Raw genomic sequence first — 26046 nt, 5'->3', positions numbered from 1 at the left:
GAAATTCTCTCGGCGCTCCCGACTCCCCCGGCCCGAGGGCCCAGATGCCGCCGCGGGGCCGCCCAGAAGGCCGCTCAGCGGCTCTTTTTCTCGCCGCGGCACCCTCGGCAGCAGGCCGCCGCAAGCCGCCCGAGGGTCGCCAGGCTATTTACAGTGTTTGATGTCAGCGATAACATTTCGCCATCCCCACACACTGTGGCGCCGCTGTCCGGGAAACCCCGGCGCCGCAGCCGGGCGGCGACGGACGGCGACCCCGTCGACCGCCGGAACCCCACCACCCACGAGCGCCCGCCGGCACCGACCGGCCCTGGTGGAACTGCCGTGCCGCGTCCGTCCCCGTGGACCACGGGCGACGCCGTGCAACCGGCGGGCCGCTCCCTTCCGGGTACCGGCACGGACGGCGCCCGGCCACCGAGGAGGACCCAGTGCGCAGATGGACCCGACGGACGCTCGCCGTCCTGGGTGTCGCGGCGGTGGCGCTCGCAGCCACCGTCACCGACGGGGCAGTCGCCCCACGCCCGGCCCGGGCGCTGGACAACGGCGTCGCCCGTACGCCGCCGATGGGGTGGAACACCTGGAACACGTTCGGCTGCAACATCAACGAGACCCTCATCCAGCAGACCGCCGACGCGATCGTCGCCAACGGACTGCGCGACCTCGGGTACAAGTACGTCGTCGTGGACGACTGCTGGTTCAACCCGAACCGGGACGCGCAGGGCAACCTCCAGGCGCACCCGCAGCGGTTTCCCAGCGGGATGAAGGCGCTCGGTGACTACCTGCACGCCCGTGGCCTGCTGTTCGGCATCTACCAGGTGCCGCTGGACAAGACCTGCGCCCAGGTCGGCGGCGCGTTCCCCGGCGCCACCGGCAGCCTCAACCACGAGTACCAGGACGCGCGGCAGTTCGCCGCGTGGGGCGTGGACTACCTCAAGTACGACTGGTGCTCCGGCACCGGGACGATAAACGACCAGGTGGCGCGGTTCGGCATCATGCGCGACGCGCTGGCCTCCACCGGCCGGCCGATCGTCTACAGCATCAACCCCAACAGCTACCACGCCAAGACCGGGCCGCAGCGCAACTGGAGCGACGTGGCGAACCTCTGGCGGACCACCGAGGACATCACCAACGCGTGGAACACCGGCCAGACCAACGGCTACCCGATGGGCATCCAGAACATCGTCGACGTCACGGTGCCCCTGGCCGGGTACGCCGCCCCCGGCGGTTTCAACGACCCGGACATGCTGGAGGTCGGCCGAGGGGGCATGAACGACACCGAGATGCGCAGCCACTTCGCGCTCTGGTCGATGCTGGCGGCGCCGCTGATGATGGGCAACGACGTCCGCTCGGCGAACGCGGCCACACTGGCGATCCTGCGCAACGCCAACCTGGTCGCGATCAACCAGGACACGCTCGGCCGTCAGGCGGTCCAGGTGTCCTTCGACGGCACCCGGCGGGTGCTGGCCAAGCCGCTGGCGAACGGCGACGTGGCGGTCGCCCTGTTCAACCAGGGCAGCTCGACCACCACCGTCTCCACCACGGCGGCGGCGATCGGCAAGAGCGGCAGCTCGTTCACGCTGCGCGACGCCTGGACCGACGCCACCTCCAGCACCAGCGGCACGATCTCCGCCAGCGTCCCGGCCCACGGCACCGTGGTCTACCGGGTCAGCGGCGGCGGCACCACGACCCCGCCACCGGTCCCGACCACGTTCCGGCTGCGCAGCGAGTCGTCCGGCCGGTGCCTGGACGTCGACAACGCCGGCACCGCCAACGGCACCGGCACGCTGATCTGGGACTGCCACAACAACGCCAACCAGCAGTTCACGGCCAACGGGCAGGCGTTGCAGGTGCTCGGCAAGTGCCTGGACGTGCCGACGAACGCGACCGCCGGCACCCGGGTGCAGATCTGGGACTGCAACGGCGGGACCAACCAGCAGTGGACCATCAACGGCAACGGCACGGTGAGCAACGGACGCTTCCCGTCGCTGTGCCTGGACGTCGACAACGCGGGCACCGCCAACGGCACCCGGGTGATCGTCTGGACCTGCCACGGCAACACCAACCAACGGTGGAGCCGGGCGTGAGCGGCTGCGGCCGGTGAACGGCGGTCGGCCGGACGAAGGGGCGAGCGTCCGGCCGGCCGTCACCGGGCGCCGGCCGCCCGGCGCTTGTTCCAGATGTCGAACGCCACCGCCACGAGCAGGACGAGACCCTTCACCACCGACTGGACGGACTGGTCGACGCCCATGAGCTGCATCCCGTTGCTCATCACCGCCATGATCAGGCCACCCACCATGGCGCCGACCACGGTGCCGACCCCGCCGGTGACCGCCGCGCCGCCGATGAAGGCCGCCGCGATCGCGTCCAGCTCGAACATGTTGCCGGCGGCCGGCTGGGCGCCGTTGGACCGGGACGAGTAGATCACGCCCGCCACGGCGGACAGGAAGCCCATGTTGACGAAGATCCAGAAGTTGACCCGCTTCACCCGGACGCCGGACAGCATCGCCGCGGGCAGGTTGCCGCCGATCGCGTACACCTGCCGGCCGAACACGGTACGGCGGGTGAGCAGGCCGTAGATCAGCACCAGCACGGCCAGCACGATGAGCACGATCGGCAGGCCGCGGGCGTTGGCGAGCTGCCAGGCGAACCACATGACCACGGCGCCGACCACCACGATCCGCAGGACGAACAGCGGGAACGACTCCACCGGCTGCTCGTGGCGCACCCGGGCGATCCGGGTCCGGAACACGGCCACCGCGTACCCGACGACGGCGAACGCGCCGATGAACAGCGTGAAGGCGTCGTAGCCCTCGCCGCCCAGCAGTCCGTTGAGGAAGCCGGCGGCGACCCGCTGGTACTCCTCGGGGAACGGCGACAGCGAGATGTTGTCCAGCACCCGCAGCGTGAGGCCGCGGAACAGGAGCATGCCGGCCAGGGTGACGATGAAGGCCGGGATCCCGGCGTACGCGACCCAGAGCCCGTGCCACGCGCCGACCGCGACGCCCACCGCGAGCGCGGCCAGCACGCCGGCCCACCAGGGCATGCCCTCCCGGATGACGAGCACCGCGGAGACCGCTCCGGTGAGCGCCACCACCGATCCCACGGACAGGTCGATGTGGCCGCCGATGATCACGATGACCATGCCGATCGCGAGCACCAGGATGTAGGAGTACTGGAGCACGATGTTGGTCAGGTTGCCGGGGCTGAGCGAGACACCGTCGGTGAGCACCGCGAACAGCGCGACGATCACCACCAGGGCGATGTAGATGCCGCTCTGCCGCAGGTTGCCGAGGATCAGCGTGCGCGGGTCGCTGGTGCCGGTGTGCAGGCTCGCGGCCGCGCCGGTGTCGGGCGCGGCGACCTTCTGGGGCGTGGGCTTCGTGCTGGTCATCGGACGAGATCCCTGTCCTTGGTCATGAGTTCCATCAGGTTCTCCTGGGTGGCCTCGCGCACCGGCATCTCCCCGGTGATCCGGCCGGCCGCGAGGGTGTAGACGCGGTCGCACATGCCGAGCAGCTCGGGCAGTTCGGAGGAGATGAGGACCACCGCCTTGCCCTCGGCCACCAGCCGGTTGACGATCGTGTAGATCTCGAACTTCGCGCCGACGTCGATGCCCCGGGTCGGCTCGTCGAGGATCAGCACGTCCGGGTCGGTGAACAGCCACTTCGCCAGCACGACCTTCTGCTGGTTGCCGCCGGAGAGCTTGCCCACCACCGACATCACGGTCGGGGCCTTGATGTTCATGTCGCGCCGTCCCCGCTCGGCGACCTGGATCTCCCGGTTGCCGTCGATCCAGCCGTTGCGGGCGAGCTTGTCGAGCGCGGCGGCCGAGATGTTGCCCCGGACGTCGTCGATGAGGTTGAGGCCGTAGTGCTTGCGGTCCTCGGTGGCGTACGCGATGCCGTTGGCGATCGCCTCGGCCACCGTGCGCGCCCGTACCTCGCGGCCCTTGACGTACAGGCGGCCGCTGATGTCGCGGCCGTAGGCGCGGCCGAACACGCTCATGGCCAGCTCGGTGCGCCCGGCGCCCATCAGGCCGGYGATGCCGACGACCTCACCGGCGCGCACGTGCAGCGAGGCCCGGTCGACCACCAGGCGGTCCTGTGTCGGGTGCCGCACCGTCCAGTCCTCGATCCGCAGCACCTCCTCGCCGGGGGTGACGTCGCGGGTCGGGTAGAAGGTGGCCAGGTCGCGCCCGACCATGCCGCGGATGATCCGGTCCTGGGTCGCAGCGCCGTCGGCCATGTCGAGCGTCTCGACGGTACGGCCGTCGCGGATGACGGTGGTCGAGTCGGCGATCGCCGTGATCTCACCCAGCTTGTGCGAGATCATGATGCAGGTGATGCCCTGGTCGCGGAGGCTGCGCATCAGGTCGAGCAGGTGCGCCGAGTCGACGTCGTTGAGCGCCGCTGTGGGCTCGTCGAGGATCAGCAGCCGCACCTTCTTGGACAGCGCCTTGGCGATCTCCACCAGCTGCTGCTTGCCGACGCCCAGCTGGATGACCGGGGTGACCGGGTTCTCGTGCAGCCCGACCGACCGCAGCAGCGCCGCGGCCTCGGCGTTGGTGCGGTGCCAGTCGATGAGCCCGCTGCGGCCCCGGCGCTCGTTACCGAGGAAGATGTTCTCGGCGATCGACAGGTACGGCACCAACGCGAGTTCCTGGTGGATGATGACGATGCCGCGCGCTTCGCTGTCCTGGATGCCCCGGAAGCCGACCTGCTCGCCGTCCAAGACGATCTGGCCGTCGTAGCTGCCCGCCGGGTAGACCCCGGACAGCACCTTCATCAGGGTGGACTTGCCGGCGCCGTTCTCGCCGCAGATCGCGTGGATCTCGCCGCGCCGTACGGCGAGCGAGACGTCCTGCAGCGCGGTGACCCCGGGGAAGGTCTTCGTGATGCCACGCATCTCGAGGATGTGGTCGCTCATGGGTATCCGTCCTGCTCGTGGTCGTGGTGTCCGGAGCGGGGCGGGCCCGGTGGCGTACCGCGCCACCGGGCCCGCCGGCCGGATCAGCCGGCTCGGCCGGCGGCGACCTCCTGCTCGGTCAGGTAACCGGAGTCGATCAGGACGGACTTGATGTCCTCCTTGTAGACCGTCTGGACCGGCAGCAGGAACGCGGGCACGACCTTGACGCCGTTGTTGTACGCCTTGGTCTCGTTGGCCTTCGGCTCCTCCTTGCGCAGGAACGCCTCGGCGGCGATCACCGCCTGCTCGGCCAGCAGGCGGGTGTCCTTGAACACGGTGGAGCTCTGCACGCCGTCGTTGATGAGCTTGACGGACGCGACCTCGGCGTCCTGCCCGGTCACCACCGGCATCTTCTTGGCGCCGCCGCGGTAACCGGCGTTCTGCAGGGCGGTGATGATGCCCCGGGAGAGGCCGTCGAACGGCGACAGCACGCCGTCGACCTTGCTGCCGTCGTTGTAGCTGGAGGTGAGCAGGTCCTCCATCCGCTTCTGCGCGGTCTCCTGCTGCCAGCGCAGGATCGCGGCCTGCTCGATCTTGGTCTGCCCCGACTTGACCTTCAGCGTCCCGGCGTCGAAGTACGGCTTGAGCGTGTCCATCGCGCCGTTGAAGAAGAAGCCGGCGTTGTTGTCGTCGAGCGAGCCGGCGAACAGCTCCACGTTGAACGGGCCGGTCGCGGTGCCCTTGGAGCCGTCCTTGTTCAGCAGGCCGAGGCCGACCAGGAGCGCGTTGGCCTGCGCCACGCCCACCTTGTAGTTGTCGAAGCTGACGTAGAAGCTGACGTTGGGGCTGTTACGGATGAGCCGGTCGTAGGAGATGACCGGGATCTTCGCGGCCGCGGCGGCCTGGAGCTGGCCGCTGAGCGCGGTGCCGTCGATCGGGGCGATGACCAGCACGTCCGCGCCCTGGGTGATCATCTGGTCGATCTGCTGCGACTGGGTGGGGATGTCGTCCCCGGCGTACTGCAGGTCGACCTTGTAGCCCTTGGCCTGCAACTTCTCCTTCACCGAGTTGCCGTCGGCGATCCACCGTTCCGAGGTCTGGGTCGGCATCGAGACGCCGATCGTCAGGTCGCCGGGCTTGGCGGAGCTGGTGTCCGAGCCGCCTCCGGCGCCCTCGCCGCTGCACGCGGCCAGGCTGATCGCGAGCGCGGCGCCGCTGACTGCGGCCAGGATTCGTCTGCGCACGAGCGTCCTCTCCCCTCCGTGGGCCCCTGTGACACAGGTAACCGTCACGGCGAGTGTTAACGCTCACAAGTTGCCCCGTCAACCAATCGCGCGAAATGTGCATGTCTCTTTCTTGTAACAGAGACGGCGCTCCAGGTAGGACGCGACCGGACGTCGCGGGGCGGCACGTCGTACCGCCCCCGCGACGCCTGAGCTCAGGAGGCGGAGCAGGTGGGCGTCATGCCCGATCCGCTTCCGTTGCCCTGGAACCCGAACTCGGCACTCTGGCCGGCGCCGAGCTGGCCGTTGTAGTCGACGTTCGTGAACCGCACCGTGCCGCTGTTACCGCTCGCGGTGGCGCTCCAGGTGTTTGTGACGCTCGCGCCGCCCGGCAGCGTCATGGTGACGGTCCATCCCCGGGTGCCCGACGAGCCCGCTGTCACCTTCACGTTGGCGACGAAGCCACCGGTCCAGGAGTTCAGCGTCACCGAGGCCGTACACCCGCCCTGACCCGGCGGTGGCGTGGTCGGATTGTTGGGCGGCGGGGTGGTCGGGTTGTTCGGCGGCGGGGTGGTGGTCGGCGGCGGGTTGTTGGTGCCGGAGTTCAGCGCGTCGAGCACCGCGTTGTACGCCGCCTTCTTGTTGCCGGAACAGTCGAACAGCAGCGCGTTGTCCGAGCCGCGCCACGAGTCGCAGTCCCGCACGCCCCACACCGTGATGCCGGCGCAGCGCGACACCGCCAGGCAGGCCCGGGTGACGGCGGCGTAGATGTTCGCCTGGTTGCCGCCGGTCATCACGTCCAGCTCGGTGATCTGGACCTCCACGCCCAGGTCCGCGAACCGCTGGAGGTTGGCCTGGTAGTCACCGGGGATCGTGGTGCCCAGGTGCGACTGGAAGCCGACGCAGTCGATCGGCACGCCACGCGACTTGAAGTCGCGCACCATGTTGTAGATGCCGGTCGACTTCGCGTTGATGCCGTCGGTGTTGTAGTCGTTGTAGCAGAGCTTCGCGCCCGGGTCGGCGGCGCGGGCGGCCCGGAACGCGGCCTCGATCCAGTCGTTGCCGGTGCGCTGCAGGTTCGAGTCACGGCGCCCGCCGCTGCCGCCGTCGGCGAACGCCTCGTTCACCACGTCCCAGGCGTAGATCTGCCCCCGGAAGTGGGTGGCGACCTGGGTGACGTGGTTGATCGCGGCGTTGCGCAGCGCGCTGCCGGACAGGCCCTGCGCCCACGACGGCTGCTGCTGGTGCCAGAGCAGCGCGTGCCCGCGCACCGACATCCCGTTCGCGCGGGCGTGGCTGACCAGCCGGTCGCCACCGCTGTAGTTGAACCGCCCCTGCTGGGGCTCGGTGGCGTCCCACTTCATCTCGTTCTCGGCCACCACGGAGTTGAACTCGCGGTTCAGCACCGTGGCGTACGTGTTGTCGGACAGCTTGTTGGTGGCGACCGCGGCGCCGAAGTAACGGCCCTTCTCGGCCGCCGCCGCGCGCAGCGTGGTGCCGGCGCTCGCGGCCGGCGCCAGGGCCACCGCCATGCCGGCGGCGAGCGCGCCGGCCAGGATGCCGGTGGTCAGCAAGGCTCTCTTTCGTCTCATGCGGATTCCTCTTCCGGGGGTTACGCGATGGTGGTGGTGCGACTCCCCCGACTCCGCGTCCGGTGACGGTGTCGGGGTACGACCAGCGCGGCTCGCCCGGTGAGCCTTGCGGCGCTCATGCCCTGCCATCGACTGTGAGCGATAACATCCCCCGGCGTCAACCCCTGGCGCCTACGGATAGACGTCCTCGTGCGCCTTGCGGTAGTCGACGATCTCGTCCAGCCGGCCGGCCGCGGCGTGCGTCACCCAGGCCGGGTTGCCGAGCAGCGCGCGGCCCAGCGCGACCAGGTCGAACTCCCCGTCCGCCAGCCGCGCGGCCAGGCCCGCCACCGACTCCGGGCCGCCCGCGCGCAGGAAGTCCCGGCGCAGCCCGACCGAGCCGACGGTGATCGACGGCAGACCGGTGAGACGCTTCGCCCAGCCGGCCAGGTTCAGCGGCGAGCCGGGGAACGCCGGCTCCCAGAAGCGACGCTGCGAGGCGTGCAGCACGTCCGCGCCGGCCTCGGCGAACGCGCCGAGGATCCGCGCCAGCTCGGCCGGGGTCTCGGCGATCCGCGCGTCGAACGCCCGCTCCTTGAACTGGGAGAACCGCACGATCACCGGCCGGTGTGCCGGGACCTGCTCGCGCACCGCGCGGACCACGGCCGCCGGGAACGCCGCCCGCCGCGCCGGGGAGCCACCGAACGCGTCGGTCCGGCGGTTCGTGTACGGCCACAGGAACTCGTCCAGCAGGTAACCGTGCGCGGCGTGGATCTCGACCGCGTCGAACCCGGCCCGGACCGCCACCCCTGCCGCGTCCGCGTACGCCGCCAGCAGGACGTCCGCGTCGGCGGCGGTCATCGCGTGCGGCGCGGGGCGGCCCGGCTCGCGTACCCCCGAGGGGGTCCACGCCGAAGCGCCGTCCACCGGCTCGCGCAGGCTGCCCAGGTGCCACAGCTGCGCGGCGATCCGGCCGCCGGCGGCGTGCACCGCCTCGACCACGCCGCGCCAGCCGGCCTCGGCCGCGCCGGGAGTCATCCGTGGCACGGTGTCCTCGTGGCCGGCGCTGGGATGGTCCACCAGCACGCCCTCGGTGACGATCAGGCCGACACCCGCCGCGGCGCGGCGCCGGTAGTACTCGGCCATCTCCGGCGTCGGCACGCCGCCCGGCGCGCGGTTGCGGGTCATCGGCGCCATCACGAAGCGGGACGGCAACGACAGGCCGGCGACGGTGACCGGCTCCAGCAGCGGCGTCACCGGCGATGCGGTGTCCAGTGTCGCGTTCATGCCCCGACGCTAGGAGTTGACACCGGTGTCAACTGCAAGCGCTCAGGCGGCCGGATCCCGGGTGTCCTCGGTCACCGTCATGTCGGCCACCACGTCGTCGAGCACCGCGACGGCGTGCGCGAGCCGTGCCATCTCGGCGGTCATCCGGGCCCGTTCCTCGCGCAGCCGGTCGGTCAGCCACGAGGTGCGGATCTCCGGATCGGTCACGCAGGGCAGCAGCTCGGCCATCCGGCGGCTGCTCAGCCCGGCGTCGAACAGCCGCTGGATGAGCCGGACCCGGTCCACCGCCGACTCGGCGAAGACCCGCTGGCCGCTCGGTGTGCGCAGGGCGGCGAGCAGGCCCTGCTGCTCGTAGTACCGGATGGACCGGGCGCTGACCCCGGTACGCGCCGACAGCTCCCCGATCCGCATCGCGCCTCCCCGCTCGCCGGACCTCCATCATCGAGCATGCCGCGCCGGTCAGGACAGCAGCTCGACGTACCCGTCGGTGCCGTGCACCCGGATCCGCCCGCCGTCGGGGATCAGCCGGGTCGCGTCCGGCACCGCCACCACCGCGGGCAGGCCGTACTCGCGGGCGATCACCGCGCCGTGGGTCATCAGGCCGCCGATCTCCGTCACCAGTCCGGCGACTGCGACGAACAGCGGCGTCCAGCTCGGGTCGGTGTACGCGGTGACGAGGATGTCGCCCGGCTCCACGTCGGCCCGGGTCAGGTCCGTCACGACCCGCGCCCGCCCCTCGACCACGCCGGCCGAGACCGCCAGCCCGGCCAGGGCGCCCGGGGGCACGTCGTCGCGCCGGTACGAGCCGTCGAGGGCCTCCCCGTCGGAGGTGAGCACCCGGGGCGGGGTGAGCGCCTGGTGCGCCCGGAACTCCTCGCGGCGCCGCCGGATCAGCCCGGCGTCGGCCCGCCCGGTGGCCGCGACCTCGCGGAACTCGTCGAAGGTGAGGTAGAAGACGTCCTCCGGACCGGCGAGCACACCGGCGCGCGCCAGCCGGTCCGCCTCGGCCATGAGCGCCTGCTTGTAGACGGCGTAGCGGCTCACGATGTCGTACTTGGGGTACTCGCGGTAGCCGGCGAACGTGCGTACCCGGTCGATCATGCGTTGCGTCTCGGCGGCCTTGCGCTCACCGTCGGGCAGCGCGCGCAGGCGGTCCAGCACCTCCCGGGCCTTCGCCTCGGCCCGCTCCCGGCCCTGGGCGAAGCGGCGCGCGGCCGCGCCCGGGGTGAAGGTGCGGACGTTGTCCAGGATCAGCGGCACGAGCGTGGCCGGGCGCTCGCTCCACCGTGGCCGGGTGATGTCGATCTCGCCGACGCAGCGCATGCCGTACCGGTCCAGGTAGCCCTCGACGGCCGCCCGCGCCTGCGCGCCGCCGGGGAGTTTCGGCAGCTCGTCCAGGAACCCGTCGTCGGCGTGGTCGCGCAGGAACGCCACCACCTCGGGGTACGGCCGGATCACGTCGGCCACGTCGAGCAGCGCCAGCCCCATCTCGGCGGTGACGTTGCCGGGCGCGGACAGCGTGAGCGTGTCGGCGGCGTCGCGTTCGCCGAGCCACTCCCCCAGCTTGTCGTTGAGCCACCAGGCGGCCTGCATCCCGGCCATGATCACCTGGGCGCTCACCGGATCGGTGAGCACCCGCTTGTGCTCGGCGAACGCCTCGATCAGGAAGTCGAACAGCTCCGGTCCGCTGCGGCCCTCGATGTCGCGGCGCAGGGCGGCGAGGGACTCCCGGCTGCGCGCGACGAGGCCGGTGACGATCGCCGGATCGGTGTCGATCGGCGGTGGCGGCCCATCCGCGGGCGGGCCGGCCGGGGCCGGGTCCGGCGCGGCCGGTACGACGTCGCGGGCGAGGACCGTCTCCAGCGCGTCCCGGGTGAGCGGGTCGGCCCGGCCGATCATGCCCAGGAACGCGGTACGGCCCGCCGGGGTGGCCAGGTGCGGTGTGGCGTCGACGAACAGCCGGCCGCCCGCCTCGTGCATCGGCGCCATGGCGGTCAGCCGCCACATCGACAGGCCCAGCGGCTTCATCGCGTCGGTCATCATCTGCTGGTGGCCGACCGACAGGTAGACGTGGAACGTCCCGTCGGCGGCGGCAGCCGGCACCGGGAACAGCGTGGTGATCGGCCGGCTCTGCAGGATGTGGACGTCGTCCCCGGTCACCGCCCACTCGACGTCCTGCGGGCAGCCGAAGTACGCCTCGATCCGCCGGCCCAGCGCGGCGAGGCGTACCGCCTGCGCGTCGGTCAGCGCCGGCTGGGCCTGCCGCGCCGGGTCGACGGGCGCCTGCCGGGTGCCGCCGCCGGGCGCCGCGTGCACGGCCCGTGACTTCGCGCCGATCCGCCGGCCGACGACAGCGCCGTCGCGCACCGTGAACACGTCCGGGTTCACCAGGCCGGAGACCAGGGCCTCGCCCAGCCCGAAGCCCGCCTCCACCGAGACCACCCGCCGGTCGCCGGTGACCGGGTCGGCGGTGAACAGAACCCCGGCGGCGTCCGGGAAGACCATCCGCTGCACCACCACCGCCATGTCCACGGCGCGGTCGTCGATGCCGTGGCGCCGACGGTAGGTCACCGCCCGGTCGGTGAACAGCGAGGCCCAGCAGCGGCTGACGTGCCGCAGCACCTCGGCCGCGCCGACCACGTTGAGGTAGGTGTCCTGCTGGCCGGCGAACGAGGCATCCGGCAGGTCCTCCGCGGTAGCGCTGGAGCGCACCGCGTACGCGGCGTCCGCCCCGAGCGCGGCCAGCGCGGCGGTGACCGCCGCCGCGACGTCGCCGGGCAGGGCGGTCCGCTCGACGGCGCGACGGACCTCGGCGGCGGCCGTGCGCAGCGCCGCCGGGTCGTCCGCGTCCGCGCGGGCCAGCCGGTCCAGCGGGCCGGCCAGCGCCGGCGTCCGCGCCACCAGCCGGAAGGCGTCCGTCGTCACACAGAAACCCCTGGGTACGCGCACCCCGTCGATCCGCGTCAGCGCCCCCAGGTGCGCGCCCTTGCCGCCGACCGCGGCGATCCGCGCCTCGTCCACCTCGTGCAGTTGCCACACGTACCGTCCGGTCATGCCGTGCCCCCGTTTTCGCAGCTCAACCCGCATCGGCCGATGATTCTGCGGCATCACCGGGGCCTTGCGGCAAGACCGGGGGTGCGATATACATTGATAGTGGCAAGGAGATCTGTCTCCTTGCCTTTCGTTATGCCGCAGCCTTTCGTTTTGCCGCACCACGAACCCCTGCCCTGACCCGCTGCCGTCACGTGAGTCAGATCTCCCCGCCCCGGGTGGAGTGCCGGGGGCGCGACGGGGCAAGAAGCGATCACGAGGCCGCGACGCGGCCCGGACGAGCGGGATCGGACGGGGTGGGGGAGACTCGGGCGATGAGCGGCGCTGACACCGACCCGCATACGCGCGCCGACGTCTTCGCCGTCGACGGCGAGATCGGGCCGGACCTGGCGCGCGTCGACTGGTCCGCGCACCCGCTCGGGCCGCCGGACACCTGGCCGCAGAGCCTGCGGACCTCGGTGCGGATCCTGCTGTCCTCCCGGTTCCCGATGTGGATGGCCTGGGGACCGCAGCTCACGTTCTTCTGCAACGCCGCCTACCGGCGGGACACGCTCGGCCGCAAGTACCCCTGGGCGCTGGGCCGCCCGGCGAACGAGGTGTGGACCGAGATCTGGGACGACATCGGTCCCCGCGTCGACACCGTGCTGCGCACCGGCGAGGCGACCTGGGACGAGGGGCTGCTGCTGTTCCTGGAGCGGGCCGGCTACCGGGAGGAGACGTACCACACGTTCTCCTACAGCCCGCTGCGCGACGACGACGGCAGCCTCGTCGGGATGCTCTGCGTGGTCAGCGAGGACACCGAGCGGGTCATCGGCGAGCGGCGGATGGCCACGCTGCGCGACCTCGGCTCGGACCCGAGCGTCATCCGCACCGAGCAGGAGACGCTCACGTTCGTCAGCCGCCAGCTGGCCCGCAACCCGCAGGACCTGCCGTTCACGCTCACCTACCTGTACGACCAGGACGGCGACGCCCGGCTGGCGGAGGCGACCGGGCTGCCGGCCGGTCACCCGGCGGCCCCGGCCACGCTGTCCCTCACCGACCCCGCCGCCCCGTGGCCGGCCGGCGCCCTCACCGAGGGCGACCCGGTACGGGTGACGCTCGACGGCCCGGCCTTCGCGGACCTGCCCGCGGGTGTATGGCCCGCCCCGCCGGCCGAGGCCCTGCTGGTGCCGCTACGGCAGCAGGGCGGCGCGCCGTACGGGTTCCTGGTGGCGGGACTCAACCGCTACCGGGCGCTGGACGACGGCTACCGCGGCTTCGTGGAGCTGACCGCCGGGCACCTGGCGACCGGAATCGCGAGCGCCCGCAGCTACCAGGCGCAGCAGCGGCGGGCCGAGGAGCTCGCCGAGCTGGACCGCGCCAAGACCGCCTTCTTCTCCAACATCAGTCACGAGTTCCGCACCCCGCTCACGTTGATCATGGGGCCGGTGGACGAGCTGCGCGGCCGGCTGCACGACGCCGACGAGCGGGTCCGCACGGAGCTGGACGTCATCCGCCGCAACGGGCTGCGCCTGGGCAAGCTGGTAAACAGCCTGCTCGACTTCTCCCGCATCGAGGCGGGCCGGATGCAGGCCCGCTACGAGCCGGTGGATCTGGCCGCGGTGACCTCCGACCTGGCCAGCGTCTTCCGGTCGGCGATCGAGCGCGCCGGCCTCTCCTTCGAGGTCGACTGCGCGCCCCTGCCCGAGCCGGTGCACGTGGATCGGGGCATGTGGGAGAAGGTGGTGCTCAACCTGCTCAGCAACGCGCTGAAGTTCACCTTCGACGGGACGGTGCGGGTGCGGATGGACGCCGAGCACGGGATGGCCGTGCTGCGGATCTCCGACACCGGCATCGGCGTCCCGGCCGAGGAGATGCCGCGCCTGTTCGAGCGGTTCCACCGCATCGAGAACGCCCGGTCCCGCTCCGGCGAGGGCAGCGGCATCGGCCTCGCCCTGGTCAAGGAACTGGTCTCGCTGCACGGCGGCGACATCGACGCGGACAGCACTGTGGGCCGCGGCACCACCTTCACCGTCCGGTTGCCGTTCGGCGCCGCCCACCTGCCCGCCGACGCGCTCACCCCGGCCGGCGCCGGCCGGGCGCCCGGGTCGGCCGAGCCGTTCGTGCAGGAGGCGCTGCGCTGGCTGCCCGCCGACCCGGGCGCCGTCGTCGGCGAGGACGGGCCCGCCGCCACGGACGGCCCGGTGCATCCGCTGCCCGGCGGCGCGCCGGCCCGCGTCCTGGTGGCCGACGACAACGCCGACATGCGGGAGTACCTCACCCGGCTGCTGCGCTCGGCCGGACACGAGGTGCACACGGTCGCCGACGGGCGTGCCGCGCTGGACGCCGCCCGCGCGCAGACGCCCGACCTGGTGGTCAGCGACGTGATGATGCCCCGGCTCGACGGCCTGCAACTGGTGGCCGCGCTGCGCGCCGATCCCCGTACGGCCGGCACGCCGGTGCTGCTGCTGTCCGCCCGCGCCGGCCAGGAGGCCTCGATCGAAGGGCTGGAGGCCGGCGCCGACGACTACCTGGTCAAGCCGTTCCCGGCCGCCGAGCTGCTGGCCCGCGTACGCGCCAACGTGGAGCTGGCGCGGCTGCGCAACCACCACGCGCGCTGGCGCACCGCGCTCGTCGACTCGCTGCAGGAGGCGTTCTTCGTCTGCGACGAGGACGGCGCCGTGGTCGAGATCAACGCGGCGTTCACCGACGTCCTCGGCTACGGGACCGAGGGCCTGCCCTATCCGCCGGTACAGCCGTGGTGGCCGGACCAGGAGGCCGAACCGGACGCGCACCGTCAGGTGGCCGCCGCGTTCTCGAGGCTGGTCGGCCAGTCCCGCGGCACCTACACCGTACCGGTGACCCATCGCGACGGGCACCGGATCTGGATCTCTGCCGCGTTCAACCAGGTGGACGACCCGGACAGCGGCCGGCGGATGATCGTGGGCACGTTCCGTGACGTCACCGCCGAGCACTACGCGGTCCAGCGGGAGACCGCCCTGGCCGGGCTCGGCATGCGCCTGTCCCGGGCCGACGACCTCGCCGACGCGCTGCACGGCGTGCTGGACGAGCTGCGCAAGCTGTGGCGGGCCGCGGGCGTGCTCACCGCCGTCTTCGGTGACCTGCCCACCCCCGACGTGACCGGCACCGACCCGGCGGCCCGGTGGGCGACGCTGCCCGCCAAACGCCGGCAGGCGTTGCTCGCGCTGCGCGACACCCCGCTGCTGACGCCGGTGGCGACACGCCGGCACGGCGCCGGCATCGCAGTCGAGCACCCGCACGGCACCATGGCGCTCTGGATCGACCTGGGCGAGAAGCGGCCCTTCACCGAGCAGGACCAGACCCTGCTGGCGCTGCTGGCCGGCCACATCGGTCAGGGGCTGCACCGGGTGCACCAGATCGACCAGCAGCGGGAGACCGCGCTGGCCCTGCAACGCGCGATCCTCGGCCCGGCGCAACTGCCCGCCGGCTTCGCCGTGCGGTACGCCCCCGCCGCGGTGCCGCTGAAGGTCGGCGGCGACTGGTACGACACGGTGGAGCTGCCGGACGGGCGCATCGGCATCGTCGTCGGCGACTGCGTGGGACACGGGCTGCGGGCCGCCACCGTGATGGGGCAGCTGCGCAGCGCGTGCCGCGCCCTGCTGTTGCAGGACCCCAGCCCGGCCCGGACGCTGGCGGCGCTGGACCGGTTCGCCGCGCTGCTTCCCGGCGCGTCCTGCGCCACCGTCTTCTGCGGCGTCCTCGACCCGGTCACCGGCCTGATGCGCTACTCCAGCGCCGGTCACCCGCCGGCCATCGTGGTCGGCGCCGACGGCACTCCCCAGCTCCTGCAGCACGGCCGGTCCCGGCCGCTGGCCGTCCGCGCGGGTGAGGAACGACCGGAGGCGGAGGCCACCGTGCCGCCGCGCGCCACCCTGATGCTCTACACCGACGGCCTGGTGGAACGCCGCCGCCAGCCGATCACCGTCGGCATCGCCCGCGCCACCGACGCCATCCAGCAGGGCCACCACGCGCCGGTGGAGGTGCTCGCCACCGAGATCATGGATCGGCTCACGCCCGACGGCGGCTACCACGACGACGTGGCGCTGCTGCTCTACCGCCATCCCGGGCCGCTGGAGCTGGAGTTCCCGGCCGAGTCGACGCGGCTGGCCGAGGTGCGTACCGCGCTGCGAGGATGGCTGGACCGTTGCGGGCTGGCCCCGGCCCACGCCTACAACATCCTGGTGGCGGCCGGCGAGGCGTGCGCCAACGCGATCGAGCACGGGCACCGCGACAACCCCGGCGGGCGGATCCGGCTGCGCGCCGCCGCCACCGCGAACAACCTGCGCCTGAGCGTGACCGACAGCGGTCACTGGCGGGAGCGCGAGCAACCCCCCGATCCGCACCGCGGCCGGGGGCTCGTGCTCATGCGCGCGCTGATGGACAGCATCAGCGTCACCCCGGGAGCGACCGGCACCACCGTCGACATGCAGGCGAGGATCACCGCATGAGCGCGTCCCTGACTCTCACCACGAGCGACCGTCCCGACGGCGTCCGCGTGCTGACCGCCGTCGGCGAGATCGACATGAGCAACGCGTCCTCGTTCGCCGACGCGCTGGCCGAGGGGGTACGGCCCGAGGGCGAACCCCTGGTCGTGGACCTCACGAAGGTCGAGTACCTGGACAGCGCCGGGCTGGCCGCGCTGTTCCCGCACGCCGACCGGATCGCGCTGGTCGCCGGTCCGCTGCTGGAGCCGCTGCTGACCATCTCCGGGCTGGCCGACCTCACCACGGTCCGCCGCGCCTGACGCCGTCGCGGCGTCAGGCGCTGTCGCGGAGTCAGGCGGCGTCGCGGACGATCACCAGCGGCGAGTGGGCGTGGTGCAGCACCGCGTGGCTGACCGAGCCGAGCAGCAGCCCGCCCAACGCGCCACGGCCGTGCGCCCCGACCACCACCAGCTGGGCGTCCTTCGACTCCTCGACCAGCACCCGGGCCGGGGCACCGCGGATCGACCGCTGCCGCACCGGCACGTCGGGGTAACGCTGCGACCAGCCGGCGACAGACTCGGCGACGACGCGCCGGGACTCCTCGGCGAGCGCCTCCGGGTCGTACACCAGGGGCAGGATGTCGCCGGGACCCATCGGGGTGGGGTACAGCCAGGCGTGCACCACGATCAGCGAGGCGCCCCGGCGGGCGGCTTCCTCGTACGCGAACCCGACCGCCGCGGTGGACAGCTCGGAGCCGTCCACGCCGACCACGACCGGGCCGTCGGCGCGTGCCTCGCCGCGCGTCACCAGCACCGGGCAGTGGGCGCGGGCGGACACCTGGAGCGTGACCGAGCCGATGAGCAGGCCGGCGAATCCGCCCAGGCCGCGGTGTCCGAGCACGATCAGCGCGGCGTCGCGGGACTCGGCGACCAGCACCGCGGCCGGCGCGCCGTCGACCACCACGCCGGTGACCGGTACGTCCGGCGCGACCTTGCCGGCCTCGGCGACCGCCTCGGCGACGCACCGTTCGGCCTGGTTGCGCAGGCCGGCGCCGGCGGGCGCGCCCGGGGCCGGGGTGAGCGGCGCGCGGGTCAGCGGCCAGATGAACGCGTGCACCACCTGCAGCGGCCGGTTCCGGTCGGCGGCCTCGCGGGCGGCGACCCGGACCGCGTCCAGGGCGGTGGCCGATCCGTCCACGCCCACCACGACGGGGGCCTGCGAGTGGATTGTCATGACGCCTCCTTCACTGTCCTCAGCCTGCCCGTCCGGCGGCCGGCCGGGCAGGGTCCTGGGTCCCGGCGCGAGGGCCGTCGGTCCCGTCGGCCGTGCCGGAGCGGCGGGTCAGCCGCAGCACCAGCCCGGGCAGGACGCCGATCGCGGCGCAGGCGAGCAGGTCGAGCGCGCTCAGCGGGGACGTGCCGAGCAGCTCGCGCAGCGGCGGCAGCAGCACGCCGGCGACCTGGAGGACCGCGGAGATCGCGACCGCCACCGGCAGGGCGCGGTTGTGCTCCCGCGAGCCGGGCGCCCGGGTCGCGCGGACGGCCAGCGCCACGCCGAGCTGGGCGAGGCCGAGCACCACGAAGACCACCGACTGCCACGGCCGGTCCGCCGCGGCGGCCCACACGCCGGCACCGAGCGTCGCCGCGGCGATGAGCGCGCCGGTGACCAGCACGTCCCGGCCGAGGCCGCCGCCGAGCACGGACTCCTGCGGCGAGCGGGGACGGCGGCGCAGCGTGCCCGGCTCGGCCGGCTCCGCGCCCAGCGCCACCCCGGGTACGCCGTGGGTAAGCAGGTTGATCCAGAGGATCTGCGCCGGCAGCAGCGGCACCGGCAGGCCGACCAGCGGTCCGAGCAGCATCACCGCGATCTCGGCGACCCCGCCGGCGAGCGCGTAGCGCAGGAACCGGCGGATGTTGTCGTAGATCCGGCGGCCCTCGCCGATGGCGGTCGCCACGGTGGTCAGGTCGTCGTCGACGAGCACCAGGTCGGCGGCCTGCCGGGCTACCTCGGTGCCGCCGCCCATCGCCACGCCGATGTCCGCCCGGCGCAGCGCCGGGGCGTCGTTGACGCCGTCGCCGGTCATCGCCACGACGTGTCCCCGGTCCTGAAGGCCGGCGATGATGTCGAGCTTCTGCTCCGGCTGGGTCCGCGCGTACACCCGGGTGTCGGGGTGGGCGCCGCCCGGGTCGCCGTCGTCGCCGTTGGCGAGCGGGTCGCCGTCGCGCCAGAGCCCGAGCCGGCCGCCGATGGCGGCGGCCGTCGCCGGGTGGTCGCCGGTGATCAGGACCAGCCGGATGCCGGCCTGCTCGAAGCCCGCCGCGATGCCGGGTGCCGCCGTGCGCAGCGGGTCGCCGACCGCGACCAGGCCCAGCGGGCGCAGGCCGGTCGGCCGGGCCGGGTCCGGCAGCGTGTCGACCACGGCCGAGGCCACCGCCAGCACCCGCAGCCCTTCGGCGGCGAGCCGGTGCGCGGCATCGGTCAGCTCGGCCAGCTCCTCGGCGCCGGCGTCCATCAGCGGCGGGGCCAGCAGGTTCTCCGGCGCGCCCTTGCAGACCACGAGGTAGCGCCCGTCGCAGCGGCGGTGCACGGTGGTCATCCGGCGCAGGTCCTGGTCGAACGGGGCCTCCGCGACCCGGGGCCAGGCCTCGCGGGTGGTCTCCGGGTCCAGACCGCAGCGGGCCGCGAACGTGACGAGCGCGGCCTCCAGCGGGTCGCCGATCGCTGTCCACTCCGGCCGTTCGCCGGTCGGCGGGGTCAGCGTGGCGTCGTTGCAGAGCAGCCCGGCGCGGGCGAGGGCGCGCAGCTCGTCCGGGGCGCTCACCGGCTCGCCCCGGTGGCGCACCTCGCCGTCGGGCGCGTAGCCGGTGCCGGTCACGGCGTAGCGGTCGCGGCCGGGCACGACCGCGTGCTGCACCGCCATCCGGCCCTCGGTGAGCGTGCCGGTCTTGTCGGAGGCGATCACGGTGACCGACCCGAGGGTCTCCACCGCGTGCAGCCGCCGGGGAATGGCCCGGCTGCCGGCCATCCGGCGTGCGCCCAGGGCGAGCGCGAGCGTGACGACGGCGGGCAGCGACTCCGGTACGGCCGCCACCACGAGGCTCACCGCGGTGACCGCCATCTGCGTGACCGGGCGTCCGTCGAACACGCCGAGTGCGAAGACCAGCCCGGAGAGCACCACGGCGGTCAGCCCGAGCACCCGGCCGAGCGAGGACAGGCGGCGTTGCAGCGGGGTGGGCGCCGGGCGGGTCGCCGCGACCAGGGCGCTGATGCGGCCCAGCGCGCTCGCCGCGCCGGTGCGTACCACGGTCCCGGTGGCGCGGCCGGTGGTGACCACCGTGCCGGCGCTCGCCTCCTCCCCCGCGACCCGGGTCACCGCCACCGACTCACCGGTGAGCGCCGACTCGTCCAGGCTGAGCCGTACCGCGTCGGTGAGGTCCAGGTCGGCGGGCACCACGTCGCCGGCCTCCAGCCGGACCAGATCGCCCCGGACCAGGTCGGCGGCGGGGAGCACGAGGTCACGGCCGTCGCGGACCACCCGCGCGGTCGGCGCCGCGAGCCGGTCCAGCGCCGCCACCGCCCGGTCGGCGCGTACCTCCTGCACCACGCCGATCGCCGTGTTGATCAGGACGACCAGCACGATCACCGCGGTGTCGGGGTAGTCGCGCAGCAGCGTGGTCACCACGGCGGCGGCCAGCAGCAGCGCCACCAGCGGATCGGTGAGCTGACGGAAGATCCGGCCGGCCAGCCCGCGCTTGCGTGGCGCGGCCACCGTGTTCGGCCCGTCGGCGCGCAGCCGGGCGGCCGCCTCGGCCGAGCCGAGCCCGGTCGCGGGGGCCGGAGAGATCTCGGTGGGCGTCACCGTGCCCTGCCCGCCGTTGATCACCACATTGCCCTCCATGTCGTCACCGCCCGCGCCGGGCACTCCCAGCATGCCGGGTGCGCGGGCGCGGCTCGCAGGGCCGAGGGCCTGTCGGACCCGGGACCAACGGCCCCCGCGGTACGGGGCAGCGCGGCGTCCGACTCGTCGGTAACGTCCGTGCGGTGAACCGGACACGCAGCGCCGCCGGCCCGACACCCCCGTCCCGTCACCGGCCGGTCCGCTGGGCGCTCGCGGTGCTCCTGCTCGCGTCGGTCGGATGCGGAAGGGGATTCGGCGAGGAGAGCGGCGACGAACTGGCGCGCGACGTCGCGGCGGCGGAGGCGAAGCAGCTCAACATGGAGCTCGGGCACCGCAACCGGGTCCGCGACGCCGGGTCGATCGCGGCGGCCGAGATCGTCCAGCAGCCGCAGGGCACCGCGTTGAGCGATGACGAGACCGTCCGGCGGGAGGCCCTGGCCTGGTCCGGCCGCACCGCCAGAGACGAGCGGGCCACCGTCGACGTGCGGTTCGTGGTGACGGTGCCGGAACGACCGCCGGTGTCGGTCGGCGGCGCGAGCAACAGCGCCGGCGACGCCACCCGCTGCTACCGGTACGAGTTCCAGCTCTACCGCTACACGACGTACCACGAGATCGACTGTCCGAGCGGGGCCGCGCCCTCGCCACCCACCGCCGCGCCGGTGCCGAAGGTGCCCGAGGACGGGCGGCAGCGGCTCACCGCCGTGCTGCGTACCGCCACCCCGGACACCCTTGCCGGCGCGGTGCGGGCGGCGTTCCCGCAGGACTGGATCACCGTCGACACGACGGTGCACGAGGGCGCGCTCGTCGCCGCCGTCGGCGTACCGGCCGAACGGGACTGCCTCCTGCTCGTCCGCACCCCGGCCGGGAAGATCGAATCCCCCGGGTACGACCGGATCTGGCTGGAGCCGGGCGAGACCGGCTGCCGGACGGGCCTGTACGTCTCGCCGCCGCGCTGAGACACCGGCCCGGTTTGCCGCGCGACGGCCGGAGGGCTGACCTTCTCGGGCCCGTGTCAATGTAGCGTTGACGAGTGAGCCTGGCCGGCCTGTCCGAGATCGCCGCGACCCGGGTCCGGCTGGACGACCGCGAGCTGGACCTGATCGACCGGGCCCGGCACGACGGCGCCACCTGGGCCGACATCGCGCGGGCGCTGGGCCTGGGCAGCCGGCAGGCCGCCGAGCAGCGCCGGCAGCGTCTCGCGGCGGCCCGGCGGGCCCGCGTGACCCGGCTCGACCCGGCCGGCTCCCCCGACCTGCCCGTGCTGCGGGCGGCGGTCGCCGACCTGCGCCGCTGGATCGAGACGGACCGCGCGTGGGACGGGCGCTTCCCCCGCGCGGCGTTGACGCGCCGCACCTGCGCGCTCGCGCTCGACGCCCCCGCCGGGCCGCTGTACGCGCTGGCCGCGCACCTCGCCGACGATCTCGCCGGGGCCGGACTCCGGCTGCCGCCTCCGGTACGCGACGCCGCCGGGCGCATCACGGCGACACTGTCAACAACACATTGACGTAGCCCCGAAGTGTTGCCACGCCCCGGCTCAGGTCCCGAGGATGAGTCCTCCAGGCTCAACTCTCGGGGGACCCATGCGCCGCAACGCCGTCCTGTTCGTGGCCGTCTCGCTGCTGTCCGGCCTCGGCGGCAGCGCCATGGCCCTGGTGTGCGGCATCTGGCTCCTGGACCTGACCGGCTCGACGGGGCTCGCCGCGCTCGCCGGGCTCTGCGTCTACGCCCCGACGCTGGCCGGCCCTTGGCTCGGCGGCCTGCTCGACCGGGTCCCCCGGCGTCCCCTGGTGGTCGGCGTCAACCTCGCTCTCGCCGGCACGCTGCTGAGCCTGCTGGCGGTGCGCGGGCCCGGCCAGGCGTGGCTGATCTACGCCGTCTCGCTCGCCTACGGGATCGGATACGTGCTCGTCGACGCCGGCGAGACCGCGCTGCTGCCCGCCGCGCTCCCCCCGGCCCGGCTGGCCGACGTCAACGGTTGGCGGTCGAGCGCGCAGGAGGGCGTGAAGCTGGTGGCGCCGCTGGCCGGGGCGGGCCTGTACGCGTGGCGGGGCGGGCACGTCGTCGCGGTGCTCGCCGCCGTCGTACCGGTGCTCGTGGCCGCCCTGTACGGCGCGTTACGCCTGGCCCGGGCGGCGTCCGCTCCCCCGACCGCACCCGCGGTGGGGCTGCGGGCCGGGCTGACCGCGCTCCTGGCCCGGCGGGCGGTACGCGTGCCGGTGGCGCTCGCGGCGGCGTCCATCGCGATGTCCGGCTTCACCACCGCGGCGCTGTACGACGTGGTGGTGACCGGCCTCGGGCTGCCGTCCACCTTCCTCGGCGTGCTGGCCGGCGCGCAGGGTGGCGGATCGCTGCTCGCCGGGCTGGTCGTCGGCCGGCTCGTCCGCCGACACGGCGAGATCACGGTGGGGGTCGCCGGCGCGGTCCTGTTCGCGGCCGGCTGTCTGGGACGCTGCCTGCCGTGGTGGCCGGGCACGGTCGCCGCCTCGGTGGTGATCGGCGTCGGTCTGCCGTGGACGCTCGTCGCGGCGGTCACCGCCGTGCAGACGTACACGCCGCGGGAGATGCTCGGGCGGGTCGCCGGGACTGCGAACACGGTGATGTTCGGCCCGATCACGCTGGCCATCCCGCTCGGGTCGGCGGCGGTCGCGGTCGGCGGCCGGCCGCCGCTGGTACTCGCCGCCGTGGCGTGCCTGGCCGCGGCAATGGCGGCCGCCCGGCCGGGTCGTCAGCCCGCGGCCGGCGGGCCGGACAGGTGGCGGATCAGCTCCGGCCGGGAGCGCAGCCGAAGCTTCCGGTAGACGTTGCCGAGGTGGTACTCGACGGTCTTCGGCGACAGGAAGACCCGGGCCGCGATCTCCCGGTTCGTCAGGCCCTCCGCCACGTGCAGGGCGATCAGGCGTTCCTGGCCGGTCAGCCGGTCGACGGTCCGGTCGCCGGGCTCGGGCGGCCGCCGGCCGGTGGCGTCGATCTCGGTGCGGCACCGCCGCGCCCAGCCCTGCGCGCCGAGCGCCTCGAACAACCGCAGCGCGGCGTGCAACTGGACCCGCGCGTCCCGGCGGCGCCGGGCCCGGCGCAGCCGCTGCCCGTAGCTGAGCAGCGTCCGGGCCCGTTCCAGCGGGACGACGGCGGGATCGCACCGGGCCAGCGCCGCCGCGAAGACCTCGTCCAGGTCCGGTTCGCCGGCGAGCAGGCCCTCGACGCGCGCGGCGGCGGCGCGGGCGGCGGCACCGCCGGCCCCGGCCAGGTCGCGCAGCCGCCGCGCCGACCGCTGCGGGTCGGACAGGTGCGCGTACGCCTCGGCCAGCTCGGCCGCGACGGGCAGCCACCCCGGTTCGGCGATGCCGCCGTCGCGCTGGGCCCGGCGGACCCGTTCCAGCTCGGTCACGGCGTCCTGCCAGCGCGCCCCCACCGCCGCCGCGATTCCGGTGGCGTAGCGGAGCCGGACCTCGATCTCCCGGAACTCGCCCGGCAGGAGCCGGCGGGCGTCCTCGACGTGCGCGAGCGCCTCCGGCTCCTCGCCGAGCAGCGCCTCCACCAGGGCCAGCGCGGCCAGCGCCTCCGCCCGCAGCACCGGAAGCGCCACCTGCTCGGCGATCCGGACCGCCTCGGCGGCGGCCTGGTACGCCGCGTGCAGCCGGCCGGTGCGCCACTCCAGCCCGGCGAGCCGGGGCAGGGCGTACGCCAGCAGGAACACGTCGTCGGCGGCGCGGGCCCGGTCGATCTCCGGTTCCAGCAGCGCCCGCGCGGTGTCGTGGTCCCCGAGCCAGCAGAACACCTCGGCCAGCTCCGCCGCCGAGCCGTCGGCGTGGCCGGCGCAGGCGGCGACCAGGGCACGGGCCGACGCGACCCCTTCGGGCAGCCCGGCCAGCACCTGTGCCGCGGCCAGCCGGATCGGGCCCTTCGGCCAGGTCGCGCCCGCGTCCGCGGCGGCCAGCTCGGCCACCCGCGCGCACAGCGGCACCATGCCGGTGACGTCCAGCCGCGCCCAGAACTGGTTGACGCGGGCGCTCATCAGCCGGGCCGCGCCGAGCGGATCCGCTTGCGCGTACGCCTGCGCGTCGGCCAGGTACGCCTCGGCGCCCGCCGTGTCACCGTGCTGCTGCGCCAGGTGGGCGAGCAACGGCTTGACCCGGCAGCGCAGGTCGACGCGCCGGGTCAGTCCGATCGCCTCCTCCCCCAGCGTGATCGCGTGCCGGCTCGCGCCGGCGTTGGCCCAGGCGCGCGACGCGGCGGCGAGCCGGGACGCGCGTACGTCCGGGTCCGGGGTGAGACGGGCGGACCGTTCGTAGGCGCGGGCCTCGGCCACCACGCCGCCCCGGCGTTGCGCCCGCTCGGCGGAGTCGGCCAGCAACGCGGCGACGCCCTCGTCGGGCACGGTGGTGGCGGCCGCGAGATGCCAGGCCCGGCGGTCGGCGGTGTCGTCGCCGGTGAGCGCGGCGGCCACCGCCAGGTGGGCGGCCCGCCGCCGGCCGGGGCCGGCGACCGAGTGCACCGCGGCGCGGGTCAGCGGGTGGCGGAACGTCACCTCACGGTCGGTCACCCGGATCAGCCCGGCGTCGACCGCCGGGTCCAGCACGCCCAGGCGCAGCCCGTCCGCCATCAGGATCCGCTCCAGCAGCGCCGGGGTGGTGACCTCGGTGACCGCGCAGGCGACGAGCGCACGCCAGGTGTCGTCGGGCAGCCCGCGGGCGTGCGCCAGGACGGTCGTCTCGATGCGTTCGACGAGCACGAGAGGCTCCCGCAGCGGCAGCCACCCGTTGCGGTGCTCCTCGGACAGCGTCGCCGGCAGCTCGGTCAGCGCGAGCGGGTTGCCGGCGGTGGCCGCCGCCAGGTCGGCGGCGACCCGGCGGTCCAGGCCGGCGCGCATGGCGAGCCGGATCGCGTCGTCGCGTGCCAGACCGGTCAGCGGCAGCTCCGGCAGGCCGGGCGCGGGGAACGCGGGGGCGTCGCGGGCCGCGAAGACGACGGCGACCCGGTCCGCGAGCAGCCGCCGGGCGGTGAACAGCAACGCCTCGGCGGAGGCCGGGTCGATCCAGTGCGCGTCGTCGACCAGGCAGAGCACCGGCGTGTCCTCGGCCGCCGTCGTGAGCAGGCTCAGCGTCGCCACGTACGCGGCGAGCCGGTTGACCGGACGGGAACTGCCGTCGATGGCGAATACGGTACGCAGCGCGTCGGCCTGCTGCGCGGGCAGATCGCCGAGCCGGTGCAGCAGTGGCCGCGCCAGTTGGTGCAGCGCGGAGAACGGCAGGTCCGCCTCGAACGGCGCGCCGGTGGCGTGCAGCACCCGCATCCCGGTGGACCGGGCGGCACAGTGCTGCAGCAGCGCCGTCTTGCCCACGCCTGCCGCACCGCGCAGCACCAGGGCGCCGCCGTGACCGTCGACCGCGTCGGCCAGCAGCGCGCCGAGCCGCCGGCACTCGTCGGCGCGCCCGAGCAGGGCGTCATCACCGGTGTCCGTGGCCGTGCCGACGGCACCGGCCGGCGCCGGACCGCTGCCCATGACCGCACGCTAGCCGCCGGTGTGGTCCGTCCGGGCGGGCGCGACGCGAACCCGACAGGGTGCCCGCGCGGCCTCGTCGACTAGGAGGAACCCGGATCCGGGTGCCGTCGTGGCTCCCTAGCGTCTTCCCCAGTCGTCCGGCCGGTGACCACCGGCGGATCCGGGACGA

The 26046-nt window shown here is 74.0% G+C and carries 16 protein-coding genes; 6 read left to right on the top strand and 10 right to left on the bottom strand.

The genetic code is table 11. From position 1 onward, the window contains the following. Positions 1-425: 425 nt before the first annotated feature. Positions 426-2081: a glycoside hydrolase family 27 protein gene (locus A8711_RS13875; RefSeq protein WP_064445619.1), complete on the top strand. Its 1656-nt coding sequence runs from the start codon at positions 426-428 to the stop codon at positions 2079-2081. Between the two features lie 59 nt (positions 2082-2140). Here A8711_RS13875 and mmsB read toward each other — a convergent pair whose 3' ends face one another. From mmsB to rph, 7 genes are all read right to left on the bottom strand, one after another. Next, complete coding sequence (gene mmsB / locus A8711_RS13870; protein WP_064445618.1) at positions 2141-3388, bottom strand: multiple monosaccharide ABC transporter permease; 1248 nt, start codon at positions 3386-3388, stop codon at positions 2141-2143. Beyond that, complete coding sequence (gene mmsA / locus A8711_RS13865) at positions 3385-4923, bottom strand: multiple monosaccharide ABC transporter ATP-binding protein (protein ID WP_069088439.1); 1539 nt, start codon at positions 4921-4923, stop codon at positions 3385-3387. Before mmsA ends, mmsB begins: the two co-directional genes overlap by 4 nt. An 83-nt stretch (positions 4924-5006) precedes the next feature. Further along, a complete protein-coding gene (gene chvE / locus A8711_RS13860) occupies positions 5007-6146 on the bottom strand; it encodes a multiple monosaccharide ABC transporter substrate-binding protein (RefSeq protein ID WP_069088438.1) in 1140 nt (379 codons plus the stop codon). A 194-nt stretch (positions 6147-6340) separates the two neighbouring features. After that, entirely contained in the window at positions 6341-7717 is a 1377-nt protein-coding gene (locus tag A8711_RS13855) for an endo-1,4-beta-xylanase (protein WP_043323298.1), read from the bottom strand. Between the two features lie 171 nt (positions 7718-7888). After that, a complete protein-coding gene (locus A8711_RS13850) occupies positions 7889-8983 on the bottom strand; it encodes a 12-oxophytodienoate reductase (protein ID WP_069088437.1) in 1095 nt (364 codons plus the stop codon). A 42-nt stretch (positions 8984-9025) separates the two neighbouring features. Then, positions 9026-9394 carry a MerR family transcriptional regulator gene (locus A8711_RS13845; RefSeq protein WP_069088436.1) on the bottom strand — a complete coding sequence of 123 codons (369 nt, stop codon included), beginning with the start codon at positions 9392-9394 and terminating at the stop codon, positions 9026-9028. 48 nt (positions 9395-9442) lie between these two features. Next, the gene (gene rph, locus A8711_RS13840; protein ID WP_069088435.1) at positions 9443-12037 is read right to left on the bottom strand and encodes a rifamycin-inactivating phosphotransferase; all 2595 of its coding nucleotides are present in this window, start codon (positions 12035-12037) and stop codon (positions 9443-9445) included. Between the two features lie 311 nt (positions 12038-12348). On the opposite strand from rph, the gene A8711_RS13835 reads away from it, so the two are divergent. Then, positions 12349-16503 (top strand): SpoIIE family protein phosphatase, encoded by a 4155-nt coding sequence (locus tag A8711_RS13835; protein WP_069088434.1) that lies wholly within the window; start codon positions 12349-12351, stop codon positions 16501-16503. Then, positions 16500-16799, top strand: coding sequence for an STAS domain-containing protein (locus A8711_RS13830; protein WP_043323291.1), 300 nt, complete (start codon positions 16500-16502; stop codon positions 16797-16799). Before A8711_RS13835 ends, A8711_RS13830 begins: the two co-directional genes overlap by 4 nt. A 31-nt stretch (positions 16800-16830) precedes the next feature. On the opposite strand, the gene A8711_RS13825 is transcribed toward A8711_RS13830, so the two are convergent. Next, the gene (locus tag A8711_RS13825; RefSeq protein WP_064445613.1) at positions 16831-17712 is read right to left on the bottom strand and encodes a universal stress protein; all 882 of its coding nucleotides are present in this window, start codon (positions 17710-17712) and stop codon (positions 16831-16833) included. 19 nt (positions 17713-17731) lie between these two features. Then, positions 17732-20377 carry a cation-translocating P-type ATPase gene (locus A8711_RS13820; protein WP_369830111.1) on the bottom strand — a complete coding sequence of 882 codons (2646 nt, stop codon included), beginning with the start codon at positions 20375-20377 and terminating at the stop codon, positions 17732-17734. A gap of 143 nt (positions 20378-20520) precedes the next feature. On the opposite strand from A8711_RS13820, the gene A8711_RS13815 reads away from it, so the two are divergent. The 3 genes from A8711_RS13815 to A8711_RS13805 all read left to right on the top strand — a co-directional run bounded on the left by A8711_RS13815 (position 20521) and on the right by A8711_RS13805 (position 23175). After that, entirely contained in the window at positions 20521-21333 is an 813-nt protein-coding gene (locus tag A8711_RS13815) for a hypothetical protein (protein ID WP_233607899.1), read from the top strand. A gap of 74 nt (positions 21334-21407) precedes the next feature. Continuing rightward, positions 21408-21881 (top strand): hypothetical protein, encoded by a 474-nt coding sequence (locus tag A8711_RS13810; RefSeq protein WP_083297010.1) that lies wholly within the window; start codon positions 21408-21410, stop codon positions 21879-21881. Positions 21882-21957: 76 nt separating this feature from the next. Continuing rightward, the gene (locus tag A8711_RS13805) at positions 21958-23175 is read left to right on the top strand and encodes an MFS transporter (protein WP_069088432.1); all 1218 of its coding nucleotides are present in this window, start codon (positions 21958-21960) and stop codon (positions 23173-23175) included. Here the strand turns inward: A8711_RS13805 and A8711_RS13800 are convergent. Beyond that, a complete protein-coding gene (locus tag A8711_RS13800; RefSeq protein WP_069088431.1) occupies positions 23103-25877 on the bottom strand; it encodes a helix-turn-helix transcriptional regulator in 2775 nt (924 codons plus the stop codon). The two genes, A8711_RS13805 and A8711_RS13800, sit on opposite strands and share 73 nt — an antisense overlap. Positions 25878-26046: the final 169 nt, after the last annotated feature.

Source organism: Micromonospora sp. II, from assembly GCF_001709195.1.
Classification (GTDB): Bacteria; Actinomycetota; Actinomycetes; order Mycobacteriales; family Micromonosporaceae; genus Micromonospora; species Micromonospora chalcea.
The sequence above is the reverse complement of the archived record's forward strand: the minus strand, read 5'-3'. Positions and strand labels throughout refer to the sequence as shown.